Source organism: Shewanella sp. KJ2020, assembly GCF_024197625.1.
Classification (GTDB): domain Bacteria; phylum Pseudomonadota; class Gammaproteobacteria; order Enterobacterales; family Shewanellaceae; genus Shewanella.
The window spans coordinates 15,783-30,698 of record NZ_JAKUKD010000011.1 but is presented as its reverse complement, the minus strand read 5'-3'; the positions used below and the strand labels follow the sequence as shown (position 1 = coordinate 30,698).

Sequence of the window (14,916 nt, the reverse complement as noted above, 5' to 3'; positions counted from 1 at the left end):
ATGGAACCGATTAAAAATTTGCCTCGTTTGTGTCGTACCTTAGGTTATGAATTCAATAATATTGAGTTATTAACCCAGGCTTTGACCCATAGAAGTGCGGCAAATAAACACAACGAGCGTCTAGAGTTTTTAGGTGATTCGATTTTATCTATCGTGATATCCGATGCACTTTATCACCAGTTCCCAAAGGCGACCGAAGGCGATTTAAGCCGGATGCGTGCCACCTTAGTGCGTGGCGACACCCTAACGCTTATCGCCCAAGCATTTAAGCTCGGTGATTATTTATATCTCGGTCCTGGTGAATTAAAAAGTGGTGGATTTCGCCGTGAGTCCATTCTTGCCGATGCGGTAGAAGCCATTATCGGTGCGATTTATCTCGATTCAGATCTAGAGGTCTGCCGCAAGTTGCTGCTGACTTGGTATGCCGAGCGTTTAGCGGAAATTCAACCCGGCGTAAGCCAGAAAGATGCTAAAACCTTGCTGCAAGAATATTTACAAGGGTTAAAAAAGCCACTACCGGATTACCAAGTAATCAATATAGAAGGCGATGCCCACGACCAGACATTCACCGTTGAATGCCGTATTGAAGACTTGAGCCAAAGCGTAATCGGGGTGGCGAGTTCACGCCGCAAAGCCGAACAGATCGCCGCGGCCCAAGTATTGGAGTTACTGAAGAAATGACCAAAAAAACAGACTTGCCAGCTGTCGATGCCGCTAATGCGAGCAATGAACCTAGCTTAGACGAATTGCTGGCAAGGATGAATGCGGCCGCGCCAACGCCGTCGGCCCACTATGATGTGACCTACTGCGGCATGGTGGCCATTATCGGCCGTCCGAATGTGGGTAAATCGACCCTATTGAATCGTTTGCTCGGGCAAAAGGTGAGTATCACCTCTAAAAAACCACAAACGACCCGCCACCGTATCATGGGCATCCATACCGATGGTCCTAAGCAAATCGTGTTTATCGATACGCCGGGGCTACATATTGAAGAACAACGCGCCATCAACCGCTTGATGAACCGTGCCGCAGCCAGTTCACTTGCCGATGTGGCTATGGTGATTTTTGTTGTCGATGGCATGACGTGGACCGCCGATGATGAAATGGTATTGAGTAAACTGCGCCGCGGCGGTGAAGAGCGTAAAACCATTTTAGCTATCAATAAAGTCGATAATATCAAAGACAAAGAAGCCCTTTTCCCCTATTTGGAAGAAGTCGCGAAGAAGTATCCCTTCGATGAAATTCTGCCGATTTCAGCCAGTAAAGGCACTAACGTTAAGCGGATTTTGGAATTAGCGGCTGACTCCCTGCCGGAGAATCCATTCTTCTTCCCCGAAGATTATGTCACCGACCGTTCCCAGCGTTTTATGGCTTCGGAAATTGTCCGTGAAAAACTAATGCGTTTTCTTGGGGACGAGCTGCCCTATGATGCCACGGTTGAAATCGAGCAGTTTAAGATGATGGAAAATGGCGTTTACCAAATTAACGCCCTGATCCTCGTCGAGCGCGAAGGTCAAAAACGTATGGTGATCGGCAGTAAAGGTGAGCGTATTCGTACCATCGCAACCCAAGCGCGCCTCGATATGGAAACGCTGTTTGATAACAAAGTGTTCCTCGAAGTGTGGGTGAAAGTGAAATCCGGCTGGGCCGACGATGAGCGCGCCCTACGTAGCTTAGGTTACGGTGACGATTAATTTTTGTCATTGGAGCATGCTTATCGATGAAGCGGGGTTATGTTCTGCATCACCGTCCATACCGAGAGTCCAGTGCCTTAGTTAACCTGTTGGTTGACGGCATTGGACGCGTCGATGTGGTTGCCAGAATCGGCAGTGGTAAGCGTTCTATCAAGAGTATTCTCCAGCCCTTTCAACCGCTGATCTTTGAATTTAGCGATAAATCTGAATTAAAAACCTTAACACAAATTGAAGCGGCTGCCCCCGCCGTGCCGCTTAGCGGCCACAGTCTATATGCTGGCATGTATATCAATGAGTTGCTGATGCGGACCTTGTCTGTGCAGCACAATGCCGAAGCCTTATTCCTTATTTATCACCGTGCCTTAGTCGGTCTCGCCGCCGATTTTTGTCAATCCCAGCTGCGTTATGTAGAACTTGCACTATTGCAGGAGTTAGGGGCTATGCCTTCTCTGAGTCGCGACACCCAAGGTGAGGCGCTGATCCCCGAAGATTACTACCAACTCATTCCCGAGTTAGGCTTTCAATTTGTGCTTAATTCCCGTGCCCGCAACGCCTATCAAGGGGCCATGTTAATTGCGCTTAATGACAATCAATTGGTGGAAGAGCATTTTTTAAGTGCAAAGCGGTTGATGCGTTCTATGCTACAACCTCTGCTTGGCACTAAACCTTTGCTCAGCCGGCAATTGTTTCAGAGTGCCTTAATGTCAAAGTACGATGGGAATAATTCCCTCGAATAGTTGTTTTTAGTGAGCGTCTCAGTGTTTTTTCATCTGGGTGTCAGTACAATGGGGCGCAATTTCAGTGTTAATTCTAGCCTTACTAAAATAAAGGAGTTCCCGATGAGCCGTATCTTATTGGGCGTAAATATCGACCATATTGCGACCCTACGTCAGGCGCGTGGCACTAATTATCCCGATCCAGTCCATGCGGCTGCCGTTGCAGAACATGCGGGTGCCGACGGTATTACCATCCATTTGCGTGAAGATAGACGCCATATTATCGACCGTGATGTGTATTTATTGGCAAAAACCTTAAAAACCCGCATGAACTTCGAATGTGCCGTCACCGAAGAAATGCTTAACATCGCCTGTGAAGTTAAACCAACCTACGTTTGCTTAGTCCCTGAAAAACGTCAGGAAGTGACCACTGAAGGTGGCTTAGATGTTGCTGGGCAACTTGAGAAAATCACTGCTGCAGTCACTCGTTTAGCCGCTAATGGTATTCAAGTCTCTTTATTTATCGATGCGGATAAGACCCAAATCGATGCCGCGGTCGCATCTGGCGCTCCTGTGATCGAAATTCATACGGGTTGCTATGCCGATGCCAAAACAGAAGCGGATGAAGCCCGTGAATTAGCCAGAATTAGCGAGATGGCAAAATATGCCCATGGCAAAGGGCTTATCGTTAATGCTGGCCATGGTTTGCACTATCACAATGTTAAGCCTATTGCCGCCATTCCCGAGTTATATGAGCTCAATATTGGCCATGCTATCGTTGCCCGTGCTGCGATCGATGGTTTAGCAACCGCCGTTAAAGATATGAAAACCCTAATGCTTGAAGGGCGTCGGGGCGAATAATGGCCATTGTTGGTTTAGGCACAGATATCGTTGAAATTGAACGTATAGCAACCCAGGTTAAACGCGCGGGTGATAGGTTGGCTAAACGAGTGCTCACAGAGGCGGAATTTGCCCTCTATGGCGCCCATAGCCAACCGAGTCGATATCTGGCTAAACGTTTTGCCGCGAAAGAAGCCGCCGCAAAAGCGCTGGGAACGGGCATAGGCCGTGGGGTCTCTTTTCAGCATATTCATATTGGTAATGATGATAACGGTGCACCGACGATAGGCTTTACCGGGGGGGCGCTTACTCGACTAGAGCTGCTTAATGCAAAGGTCGGACATATTTCTATTGCCGATGAAAAATCCTACGCGATAGCGACTGTGATCATCGAGTCCTTATAAGCCGACTGCAATATTGACTCATTAAACAGGGAACCCACGGTTCCCTGTTTCCTTTGGTGTTTGCAACATTTTATTTACTTTCTCTGTTCAGTGGGTGTATTTTGCGTTAGCTTATTGCATCAGCGAACACTTAATTTTAGGTATTGTAATCCTATGTGAGAGTGGAGCTGATTCGCATAATGCAGGGACAATAATAGAGGAGCCCCAGATGAAATCCGCCGTAGAGCAGTTATCAACTTATAAAAGTGTGCATCTAAATCATCGAAATATTCAAACGCACTTTATTGGTATTCCATTAATTATTTGGTCGGCATTTTTGTTATTGGCGACCGTCAGAGTGCCACTTGGAGGCTTGGGAGAGACCAGTTTAGGACTGATCTTAGGTGTCCTTGTGCTGCTGTATTATGTCCGCTTACATTTAAAGTTAGCTATTGGACTAACCCTGTTTTTAATTCCCGTGCTCTATACCACTGAACTGGTATCGCACTCGGCTAATCCAATTTGGCTGGCGTTGGGCATTTTTATTTTGGGTTGGGTTTTTCAGCTTATCGGCCATCGATATGAGAAAGCTAAGCCGGCCTTTGTGGATGACTTAAATCAACTGCTTATCGGACCGTTTTTTTTAATGGCCGAAGTGTATTTTATGCTGGGTTTGGAAAAGTCGCTGAATGAGGAAATCACTCCTTTGGCGATAGCCAAACGTCGTGCCATCGAGGCGCAAAAAAAGACCTAGTTTTCTCGGGGGAGAGCAAAATCGGCTGAACCTATTGGGTTCAGCCGATTTTTTATATGGGGTAACCAGTGGCTTATGAACGTGGCGGGTGATAATGCTGCGGGATCAATCTTACCGTTTTGACCATATTATCAGCCACTTCAATCACCTCTAATGGGTAACCCGCGAGGCGCAAACTGGTGTTTTCCGAGGGGATCTCTTCTAAATATTCTAAAATTAATCCATTAAGCGTCTTAGGGCCGTCCGTTGGAAAATTCCACTTCATTTCTTTATTGAGATCTCGGATGGTGATGCTGGCATCGATCAAGTAGCTACCATCCTGCTGGACGGTAATATCTTCGCTCGGGGTCGCAATCATAGAGGTGGTAAAATCGCCAACAATTTCTTCTAAAATGTCTTCTAAGGTGACTAGCCCCTGAATATCGCCATATTCATCCACCACTAGGCCTATTCGCTCTTTATTATGCTGAAAATTCGCTAATTGCACGTTTAACGGCGTGCCTTCGGGGATAAAATACAGTTCCTTTACGGCGCGTAATAGGGAGGATTTACTGAATTGTTTCTTAGATTGTAGGCGCAGGGCATCCCGTAAATGGATAAAGCCAACCGCATCGTCAATGGTGTCACGGTAGACTAATACTCGGGTATGTGGGCTTTGGATAACCTGGCGGTTAATGACTTTAAATTCATCATTAACGTTGATGGCATAAATATCCGAACGCGTCACCATAATATCTTCAACTGTGACTTTCTCGAGATCTAAAATCGACAGCAACATTTCTTGATGTCGCTGGGGGATCAGGGCGCCCGCTTCATGCACTACGGTGCGAAGTTCTTCTTTGCTTAAGGCATCACTACTGCTGATGGTTTTGATCCCGAATAAACGCAGTATGCCCGTGGTGATGAGGTTTACGCTGGTAACAACGTAGGCAAATATTTTCGATAGTGCAAAAAGTAAGTAGCTTGATGGAAAGGCAATACGTTCTGGATTTAATGCGGCAATGGTTTTTGGGGTGACTTCACCAAAGACTAACACGACTAAAGTAAGCACACCTGTCGCTATCGCGACGCCTAAGTCCCCCCAGAGTCGCATACCAATAATAGTTGCTATGGCAGAGGCTAAAATATTGACTAAGTTATTACCGATAAGGATTAAACCGATTAAGCGGTCAGGACGTTCTAATAGTTTCAATGCCCGTATTGCGCCTTTATGGCCATTGGATGCTAAATGCCTTAGGCGGTAGCGGTTGAGGGTCATCATGGCGGTTTCTGAGCCTGAAAAATAGGCTGAGAACAGAATGAGCACTAGTAAAAAAATGAGGAGTGCGCTTGTCGATATAGCGTCCAAAAAGTCGATCCCGAATTAGCCAGCAAACTTAAGTAAATACCGATATTTCAAAGGAGTGTCAAGCCAGCGAAGCCATTCAGCATATCGCTGGCTTGACATTATTAGCCTAGGATTAACTCTTTAACAATACGCGCGCCAAAATAAGCCAGTGAGAGCAGGGTTGCACCCGATAAAGTGTAAATAACGGCGGTGCGGATTTTGCAGCCGACGGAATATTGCTGCCACAGCATAGTGATGTACACAAACCAAGCCATAATCGACAGAATGGCCTTGTGGCCTTTTCCATCGGCGAACATATCGTCGAGGAAAATAAAGCCAGTGGCGAGTGATAAGCTAAGTAAGATAACCCCAATGATCACAAGGTGGTATAGCTGTTTCTCTACCGTCATCAGTGGCGGAATACTCGGGCTTAACATCAGCTGTTTTTTCTTAAGCTTATTTTGGATCATCGCCAGTTGAATGGCATACAACGCAGCAATCATCAGCGCACTGTAGGCCATAAGCGACAATACAACATGGGCCAACACTTCAGGATAGAGTTCAAAGTGGATAATAAACTTGGGCGGTAATAACCAGAGTAGTGCTACGGATAGCACAGAACAGGCATAAACTACGGGCACAACGACAATCACTTTTAGCCTGAACATCATCACGGTAAAGGTGAAGGCGATAATCCAGTTCACTAATGAAATAACATTGGTTAGGCTGAAGTTTTGTCCGTCGGTGGTAAATATTGCCTGGGATAGCGCTGCAGCATGCAAAATAACGGCAATCGCCGCCACACCCGCAACAGCTCGGCGATTAGGCCCCTCGGGGTGGAACAGTCGGCTTGTCACTAATACCAATGCAATGCAGTAAAAAAACATGGCTGATGCGGAAAAAATGACCATGGATAATTAACCTATTCGTGTTGTTAAAGGTGCCTTGAAAACGGGGCATACAGATCAATATTTTCCTTAGAATAACATGAGCTGTCGATAAATGGGCAGTGACATGAGTTGCAAAATTTAGCAGATTCTTATTGTTAGGTGTAAATAGTTCACGCCTAGCGGTAAAACATGAGCCAGTGCAAGCAAAATGCTTAAGTGCCCGCAAGATGAGTGTGGCAGTAGCATAATGCGCCCGCATCGTTATAATACAGTCCATTAATCGAGATCCTTAAAGGTATAGAGCAGGATAATGTTTGAGAATCTAACCGACAGACTGTCACGCACGCTGAAAAACATCAGTGGCCGTGGTCGCTTAACTGAAGAAAACGTTAAGGAAACCCTGCGCGAAGTGCGTATGGCACTGCTGGAGGCCGATGTTGCCCTGCCTGTAGTGCGTGAGTTCGTTAACAATGTTAAAGAGCGCGCCGTTGGCCAAGAAGTGGCGAAAAGCCTAAGCCCAGGCCAAGCCTTTATTAAGATAGTTCAAAGCGAACTTGAAAAATCCATGGGCGAGGCGAATGAAGCCTTAGATTTGGCGACTCAGCCACCCGCAGTGATTATGATGGCGGGTCTGCAAGGTGCGGGTAAAACCACCAGTGTCGCCAAATTAGGTAAGTTACTGCGTACTCGCCATAAGAAATCCGTATTGGTGGTCAGCGCCGACGTTTATCGTCCAGCGGCAATCAAACAGCTTGAGACCTTAGCGAATGAAGTCGCTGTGGAGTTCTTCCCATCGGATGTGAGCCAAAAACCCATAGATATTGCGAAAGCGGCCATTGCCCACGCAAAACTTAAATTTATCGATGTAGTGATCCTCGATACCGCAGGCCGTCTGCACGTCGATGAAGCCATGATGGATGAAATCAAGGCACTACATGCCGCGGTTAAACCTATCGAAACCCTCTTCGTTGTCGATGCGATGACGGGGCAAGATGCCGCCAATACCGCCAAAGCCTTCAACGAAGCCTTGCCGTTAACCGGTGTCATCTTAACCAAAGTTGACGGTGATGCCCGCGGTGGTGCGGCATTATCCATTCGCCATATCACGGGCAAGCCGATTAAATTCCTCGGTGTGGGTGAAAAGACCGATGCCCTAGAGCCATTCCACCCCGATCGTATCGCCTCACGTATTTTGGGCATGGGCGATGTGTTATCGCTTATCGAAGAAGTTGAGCGCGGCGTCGATAAAGAAAAGGCGATGAAGCTGGCTTCCAAAGTGAAGCAGGGCGGCAGTTTCGATTTAGAAGATTTCCGTGAACAGTTACAGCAAATGAAAAACATGGGCGGCATGATGAACATGCTGGAAAAGCTGCCCGGTGTCGGTCAATTGCCGCCTGAGGCCCTAGCGCAAATTCAAGACGGCAAGATGACGGGCCAAATGGAAGCCATCATCAACTCTATGACGGCCAAAGAGCGTAAAAATCCGGATTTAATCAAAGGCTCACGTAAACGCCGGATCGCAGCGGGTTCTGGTACGCAAATTCAAGATGTAAACCGTTTATTGAAACAGTTTACCCAGATGCAAAAGATGATGAAAAAAATGTCGGCCAAGGGCGGCATGCAAAAAATGATGCGCGGGATGCGTGGCATGATGCCGGGCGGGATGAAATTCCCCGGGCGTTAATTTCAGCAATTTTGACCAAAGTTAATGTTTTATCAGTCGGTTGATTCAGCTTAGACCGACGAGCGCACTAAGGTGGCAGGTTTAATAATCGCCAGATTTGGTTGCATTCGTTGAAAAGTCAGGTAAAATCTTCCGGCTTTCTATCTGGGACTCTTCGCGAACACGGGGTTCCAGTTTTTATTTTTGCTTCAAGCAAATCATTAGAGGATTGAAAACGCATGGTTACCATTCGTTTAGCTCGTGGCGGCGCTAAAAAGCGTCCATTTTACAACATCGTTGTTGCTGACAGCCGTAACGCTCGTGACGGTCGTTTCATTGAGCGTGTTGGTTTCTTCAACCCATTGGCCCGTGGCCAAGAAGAAACTTTACGTTTAGACCTAGCTCGCGTTGAGCACTGGGTTTCTAACGGCGCTGCGACAACTGATCGCGTAGCAAAATTGATCAAAGACGCTCGTAAAGCAGCTGCTTAATAGCGTTAAGGTATAGATTGATGAGCAGTAACCAACAGCCAGTCGTACTGGGGAAATTAGGCTCCTGTCATGGCATTAAAGGTTGGCTGAGAATCACCGCCTATACCGATTCTGTTGAAGGTATCTTTGATTATTCACCTTGGCTTATTAAAGAAAATGGTGAATGGCGTGAAGTAAAGGTCACTCAGTGGCGATACCAAGGCAAGGCTGTAGTTGCCGAGCTTGAAGGTGTCGACACACGGGAGCGAGCGCAAATGCTCACAAATTGTGAGATTGCAATCCTGCCGCAGCAGATGCAAGCATTGCCAGAAGATGAATTCTATTGGCGTGATCTCATCGGTTGTGAAGTGGTCAATACAACGGGTTACAACATGGGCATTGTCGATCAGATCGTGGAAACAGGATCGAACGATGTGCTTTTAGTTAAGGCCAACGCTAAAGATAGTTTCGGCAAAGTGGAACGTATGATCCCCTTTGTCCCTGAGCAGTTCATCAAAACGGTGGATCTGCAAGGTAAACAGATTTTAGTGGATTGGGATCCTGACTTCTAAGTCGAGGTACAACAGATGTGGTTAGGGGTAATAACCCTGTTCCCAGAGATGTTCCGTGCCGTGACAGACTTTGGTGTTACGGGTCGAGCCGTGAAAAACGGCCTGCTTGAGTTGCACACGTGGAATCCCCGTGATTTCACCCATGATAGACACAGTACTGTGGATGACAGGCCTTACGGCGGTGGTCCAGGTATGTTGATGATGGTGCAACCCTTACGCGATGCCATTCATGCGGCGAGAGCTGCAGCGGGTGAAGGTGCGAAGGTGATTTACTTGTCACCTCAAGGACGCAAGCTGGATCAGCAAGGCGTTTCTGAGTTGGCGCAATCATCACGGTTGATTTTGGTCTGTGGTCGATACGAAGGTATTGATGAACGGATTATTCAAACGGAGGTGGATGAGGAGTGGTCAATTGGTGATTACGTGCTTTCGGGCGGTGAATTACCAGCAATGACACTCATAGATGCAGTATCGAGATTGGTTCCTGGCGTGCTAGGAAAACAAGCCTCGGCGGAGCAAGATTCTTTCTCCGACGGCCTACTGGATTGCCCTCATTACACTCGCCCTGAAAGCCTAGATGGACTCGATGTGCCAGCAGTGCTGCTAAGTGGCAACCACGAACAAATTAGACTCTGGCGTTTGCAGCAAAGCCTTGGTAGGACTTTTCTAAGACGACCAGAATTATTTGAAAATCTAGCTCTGACTGACGAACAAACGACTCTTTTAGCGCAGTTCGTTGAAGCAATGGACAAGCATGCTTAGTCGTAGCTCAGTTAATTCTAGAACGGAGTAAGTTATGAACAACATCATTAAAATGCTCAACGATGAGCAAATGAAACAAGACGTACCTGCGTTTGGTGCTGGTGATACAGTAGTAGTTCAGGTTCGTGTTAAAGAAGGTGACAAAGAGCGTTTACAGGCTTTCGAAGGCGTTGTAATTGCTAAACGTAACCGTGGTCTGCACTCTGCATTCACAGTACGTAAAATCTCTAATGGCGAAGGTGTTGAGCGTGCATTCCAAACGCACAGCCCGCTGATCGCTAGCATTGAAGTTAAGCGTCGTGGTCGCGTTCGTCGCGCCAAACTGTACTACTTACGTGATCGTTCAGGTAAATCTGCACGTATCCGTGAGAAGCTGGCTACTAAGTAATAGTACCCGCTACAGAAAACAAGACGTAGTGTTCGCACAGAAAACCGCCCTAGTGGCGGTTTTTTGTTGTTGTTTTTCAAGTAATTTGTCGTCAGTTTCTGCATATTCAGATTACTCAGGTATTATTGTTAACACTTCTCCTTGATCTTCAAACCATTTACAGGCATAGTACGTTTACTTTGTAATGGTGTAACGTTACGAAATTACATTAATAATGTCATCATTTTTACGAATACACTCACACCCAAACCTTTAAAGATGAGCTTTAAAACAGGGTATAACACTCAGCCTCAGGTGGTAAGCATGCAGCAGGATACGATTAATAACGTACACATTAGTTCAGAGAAGATCTTAATCACACCGCAGGAGCTTAAAAACGCACTGCCACTCTCAGAACATGCCTATCGTTATATCCTCAATGCCCGCAAAACCGTCGCCGATATCGTCCATAAACGCGATAATCGTGTACTGATTGTCGCTGGCCCTTGTTCTATCCACGATATCACCGCGGCTAAGGAATACGCCTTAAAGCTTAAAAAGTTGCACGATGAGCTCAGCGATGAGTTTTATATCTTAATGCGAGTGTACTTTGAAAAACCGCGTACAACGGTAGGTTGGAAGGGCATGATCAACGACCCCGATATGGACGAATCCTTCGATGTTGAGAAAGGTTTAAAGATGGCCCGTGAACTGATGATTTGGCTGGCTGAACTCGAACTGCCTGTGGCAACCGAAGCACTCGATCCTATCAGCCCACAGTACATCTCGGAATTAGTGACTTGGTCGGCGATTGGTGCTCGCACCACTGAATCGCAAACCCATAGGGAAATGGCATCGGGTCTGTCTATGCCCGTCGGCTTTAAAAATGGCACAGATGGAAAGCTTGATGTGGCTATCAATGCCCTCAAATCGGCGGCCAGCAGCCATAGATTTATGGGCATAAACCAACAGGGCCAAGTCGCATTATTGCAAACTGCGGGTAATCCCGATGGTCATGTGATTTTACGTGGTGGCGCAACACCAAACTATGATGCCGCCAGCGTGGCCGAGTGTGAAATGCAGCTCCATAAGGCTAAACTCAATGCTCGCCTTATCATCGATTGTAGCCATGGCAACTCCTCTAAGGATTATGCGCGGCAAATTCCAGTGTGTGAGGATGTTTTTACCCAGATCTATCATGGCAATAAGTCCATTATCGGGGTGATGTTAGAGAGCAATTTAAATGAAGGTAATCAAAGCTGTGATAAGCCATTAAGCGAGTTGGCATACGGTGTTTCTGTGACGGATTCCTGTATTAATTGGGAAAAAACCGAAACCGTTTTACGCCAAGGTGCATCGAAGTTATCTTCGATACTCCCTACACGTTTCAATACCTTGAAAGTGGCAAATGCCTAAATGCTTAATGGACTCAAAGTATGAATGAAAAAACAACGGCCGATTTAGAAAACCTTCGTGGACTTATCGATGGTGTCGATCAGCAATTATTGCATTTACTGCGTAAACGGTTGGATTTAGTCGCACAGGTGGGCACGGTAAAACATGCCGCGGGACTGCCCATTTATGCGCCGCAGCGGGAAGCGGCTATGTTGGCTAAACGCCGTGAAGAAGCTAATGCGATGGGCATAGCACCACAGCTCATTGAGGATATTCTACGTCGCTTGATGCGTGAGTCTTATCTCAATGAAAAAGATGTTGGTTTTAAGCAAGTGAAGCAAGATCTCGGCCCAGTGGTGATTGTTGGCGGCAAAGGCCAGCTTGGCGGTCTATTCCAGCAGATGCTAAAGCTGTCGGGCTATCAAGTGAATATTCTTGATAAAGACGACTGGCAGCAGGCGGATAGCTTATTTGCCGAGGCGGGATTGGTACTAGTCACTGTCCCTATTGCCATCACCTGTGAGCTTATTCGTGAAAAGCTGACCCAGTTACCCAAGGATTGTATTTTAGCCGACTTAACGTCCATTAAAACCGAGCCAGTTAACGCTATGCTTGAGGCACATTCTGGCCCTGTGGTGGGATTTCACCCTATGTTTGGCCCTGATGTTGGAAGCTTAGCCAAGCAAGTCGTCGTGGTGTGTCACGGACGTGAGCCTGATAAATATCAATGGTTACTCGAACAGATCGCCATTTGGGGGGCGCGGATTGTCGAAGCTGAGCCCGAGCGCCACGATAGTGCGATGCAGTTAGTGCAGGCGATGCGGCATTTTTCGACTTTTGTGTATGGTTTGAATCTGTGCAAGGAAGAGGCGGATATCGACACTTTACTGCAATTTAGTTCGCCCATTTACCGTTTGGAATTAGCCATGGTCGGGCGCTTATTCGCCCAAAGCCCAGAGCTTTACGCCGATATTATTTTTGCCCAGCAGGATAGCCAGCATGCCATCGGCGATTATTTGGATAACTACCGTGAAGCATTAGAGCTACTAAAGCGTGGCGATAGGGACGAGTTCATTAAGCAGTTTCAAACCGTTGCTAAGTGGTTTGGGGACTTTGCGCCGCAGTTCCAGCGTGAAAGCCGCATTATGTTGCAATCGGTTAATGATATGAAAGCCAATTAATAAACAATTAGTTATATAAAAACGCCCATCATATATGGGCGTTTTTTTATGGATCTTGGCTAGGCTTTTTTATATTTATTAGTATTTGCTTAAGGTGATCTTTCTCTAAAATTTGATATTGAATTTTAGAAATTACTGTCGCTTACACAGGGTTTCGGTAGACTAGTTTTAAACATGCATAAATAAAGCATGAATTTAAATTAGGAGTCTATCCATGTTTTGTATTCAGTGTGAGCAAACCATCCGTACACCCGCTGGCAATGGTTGTAGTTATTCCCAAGGTATGTGTGGCAAGTTGGCGGCAACGTCCGATCTACAGGATTTATTGATTTATATGCTGCAGGGCGTGTCTGTGTATGCGGTCAAAGCTCGCGGGCTGGGCATTATCGATGCCGAAGTGGACAGCTTTGTGCCTAAGGCATTTTTCTCTACGCTGACCAACGTCAATTTTGACGATGAACGTCTGATTGCCTACGCGCAGCAAGCCGCTAAATATCGTGCGAGTTTAAAGCTTGCCTATGAAGCGGCATGTGAGAGAGCTGGTATCGTTGCAGAGCAGGTTCCTGAAGTCGCTCAATTAGTGCTGGGAACGACCAAAGTTGAAATGCTTTCTCAGGCGCCTATCGCGCTATTGAATAAAGACAAACATGAAATCCATGAGGATATCTTAGGTTTAAGACTACTTTGCCTATACGGCCTTAAAGGCGCCGCCGCCTATATGGAGCATGCTCGCGTATTAGGTAAGACGGATGCCAACATCGCCGAACGCTTCCATGAAATTATGGCATTTTTGGGTGAACCCAGTGTCGATGGCGACAAGTTATTCACCACCGCGATGGACATAGGCCAGCTTAATTATCGCATTATGGCTATGCTCGATGCGGGCGAAACCGAAGCCTTCGGTCACCCTGAGCCAACAGTGGTGAATACTAAGTCAGTTAAGGGCAAGGCGATTTTAGTCTCCGGCCATGATATGAAGGACTTAGAGCTTATCCTTGAGCAAACTGCAGGCAAGGGTATCAATGTGTATACCCATGGTGAAATGTTGCCGGCATTAGCGTATCCCGCCTTTAAAAAATATCCTCACCTTGTCGGTAACTACGGCAGCGCTTGGCAGAACCAACAAAAGGAGTTCGCTAACTTCCCCGGTGCTGTAGTGATGACATCAAACTGCATTATCGATCCAAATGTGGGTAATTATAGCGACCGCATTTTCACCCGCAGCATTGTCGGCTGGCCAGGGGTGACACATATTGTGGGAGATGATTTCTCGGCGGTAGTCGATAAGGCCCTTGCTTTAGAAGGCTTCCAATATGATGAAATCCCACACAATATCACCATAGGTTTTGCCCGTAATGCCTTAATGACTGCGGCTCCTGCCGTGGTTGATAATGTGAAAAATGGCTCAATCAAGCACTTCTTCCTCGTTGGGGGCTGTGATGGCGATAAGGCTGAAAGAAGCTATTTTACCGATCTGGCTAAGTCCGCCCCTAAAGACTCAGTGATCCTGACCTTAGGTTGTGGCAAGTATAAGTTCAATAAACTCGACTTTGGTGATATCAACGGTATCCCGCGTTTACTCGATATTGGCCAGTGCAACGATGCTTATTCTGCTATTCAGCTTGCGATTGCTCTTTCAGAGATTTTTGAGTGCGATATTAATGAATTACCTCTTAGCTTAGTGCTTTCATGGTTCGAGCAAAAAGCCATTGTTGTATTGTTGACCTTGCTCTCCCTTGGGGTAAAAAACATTCGTACCGGCCCAACACCACCCGCCTTCCTAACGGCAAATTTAGCCAAAATTTTGGAAGAAAAGTTTGGTCTACGTAATACCACGACTGTCGAGGCCGATTTGAAAACCATGTTAAACGTGGCCTAAATCAACCGAGAACCTTTGTTTAA

16 protein-coding genes are annotated in these 14,916 nt (G+C 46.6%); 14 read left to right on the top strand and 2 right to left on the bottom strand.

Annotated elements, in window-relative coordinates:
* The 6 genes from rnc (at position 1) to MJO46_RS06570 (ending at position 4,387) form a co-directional block, all read left to right on the top strand.
* A complete protein-coding gene (gene rnc, locus MJO46_RS06595; protein ID WP_253988633.1) occupies positions 1-681 on the top strand; it encodes a ribonuclease III in 681 nt (226 codons plus the stop codon).
* Positions 678-1,694, top strand: a complete 1,017-nt coding sequence (era, locus tag MJO46_RS06590) for a GTPase Era (RefSeq protein ID WP_253988632.1) — start codon at positions 678-680, stop codon at positions 1,692-1,694. The genes rnc and era overlap by 4 nt, the downstream gene beginning before the upstream one ends.
* 26 nt (positions 1,695-1,720) lie before the next feature.
* The gene (gene recO / locus MJO46_RS06585) at positions 1,721-2,431 is read left to right on the top strand and encodes a DNA repair protein RecO (RefSeq protein ID WP_253988631.1); all 711 of its coding nucleotides are present in this window, start codon (positions 1,721-1,723) and stop codon (positions 2,429-2,431) included.
* A 102-nt stretch (positions 2,432-2,533) separates the two neighbouring features.
* Positions 2,534-3,271 (top strand): pyridoxine 5'-phosphate synthase, encoded by a 738-nt coding sequence (gene pdxJ, locus MJO46_RS06580; protein WP_198782697.1) that lies wholly within the window; start codon positions 2,534-2,536, stop codon positions 3,269-3,271.
* Positions 3,271-3,654, top strand: a complete 384-nt coding sequence (gene acpS, locus MJO46_RS06575) for a holo-ACP synthase (RefSeq protein ID WP_253988630.1) — start codon at positions 3,271-3,273, stop codon at positions 3,652-3,654. The genes pdxJ and acpS overlap by 1 nt, the downstream gene beginning before the upstream one ends.
* Positions 3,655-3,862: 208 nt before the next feature.
* Positions 3,863-4,387 carry a DUF962 domain-containing protein gene (locus MJO46_RS06570; RefSeq protein ID WP_253988629.1) on the top strand — a complete coding sequence of 175 codons (525 nt, stop codon included), beginning with the start codon at positions 3,863-3,865 and terminating at the stop codon, positions 4,385-4,387.
* A 73-nt stretch (positions 4,388-4,460) separates the two neighbouring features.
* Here the strand turns inward: MJO46_RS06570 and MJO46_RS06565 are convergent, their stop codons facing one another.
* A complete protein-coding gene (locus MJO46_RS06565) occupies positions 4,461-5,735 on the bottom strand; it encodes an HlyC/CorC family transporter (protein ID WP_253988628.1) in 1,275 nt (424 codons plus the stop codon).
* A gap of 101 nt (positions 5,736-5,836) precedes the next feature.
* Positions 5,837-6,625 carry an inner membrane protein YpjD gene (gene ccsA, locus MJO46_RS06560; protein WP_253988627.1) on the bottom strand — a complete coding sequence of 263 codons (789 nt, stop codon included), beginning with the start codon at positions 6,623-6,625 and terminating at the stop codon, positions 5,837-5,839.
* A 289-nt stretch (positions 6,626-6,914) separates the two neighbouring features.
* Between ccsA and ffh the strand changes: the two genes are divergently transcribed.
* The 8 genes from ffh (at position 6,915) to hcp (ending at position 14,893) form a co-directional block, all read left to right on the top strand.
* Positions 6,915-8,288 carry a signal recognition particle protein gene (ffh, locus tag MJO46_RS06555; protein WP_253988626.1) on the top strand — a complete coding sequence of 458 codons (1,374 nt, stop codon included), beginning with the start codon at positions 6,915-6,917 and terminating at the stop codon, positions 8,286-8,288.
* Between the two features lie 218 nt (positions 8,289-8,506).
* Complete coding sequence (rpsP, locus tag MJO46_RS06550; RefSeq protein ID WP_198782703.1) at positions 8,507-8,758, top strand: 30S ribosomal protein S16; 252 nt, start codon at positions 8,507-8,509, stop codon at positions 8,756-8,758.
* A 20-nt stretch (positions 8,759-8,778) separates the two neighbouring features.
* Entirely contained in the window at positions 8,779-9,309 is a 531-nt protein-coding gene (gene rimM, locus MJO46_RS06545) for a ribosome maturation factor RimM (protein WP_198782704.1), read from the top strand.
* 15 nt (positions 9,310-9,324) lie between these two features.
* Complete coding sequence (gene trmD / locus MJO46_RS06540) at positions 9,325-10,071, top strand: tRNA (guanosine(37)-N1)-methyltransferase TrmD (RefSeq protein ID WP_198782705.1); 747 nt, start codon at positions 9,325-9,327, stop codon at positions 10,069-10,071.
* Positions 10,072-10,105: 34 nt separating this feature from the next.
* On the top strand, positions 10,106-10,459 hold the full coding sequence (gene rplS / locus MJO46_RS06535; RefSeq protein WP_006080791.1) for a 50S ribosomal protein L19: 354 nt from the start codon (positions 10,106-10,108) through the stop codon (positions 10,457-10,459).
* Between the two features lie 303 nt (positions 10,460-10,762).
* Positions 10,763-11,854 carry a 3-deoxy-7-phosphoheptulonate synthase gene (locus MJO46_RS06530; RefSeq protein ID WP_253988625.1) on the top strand — a complete coding sequence of 364 codons (1,092 nt, stop codon included), beginning with the start codon at positions 10,763-10,765 and terminating at the stop codon, positions 11,852-11,854.
* A 20-nt stretch (positions 11,855-11,874) separates the two neighbouring features.
* Positions 11,875-13,014, top strand: coding sequence for a bifunctional chorismate mutase/prephenate dehydrogenase (gene tyrA / locus MJO46_RS06525; RefSeq protein ID WP_253988624.1), 1,140 nt, complete (start codon positions 11,875-11,877; stop codon positions 13,012-13,014).
* Positions 13,015-13,228: 214 nt separating this feature from the next.
* Complete coding sequence (gene hcp / locus MJO46_RS06520; RefSeq protein WP_253988623.1) at positions 13,229-14,893, top strand: hydroxylamine reductase; 1,665 nt, start codon at positions 13,229-13,231, stop codon at positions 14,891-14,893.
* Positions 14,894-14,916: the final 23 nt, after the last annotated feature.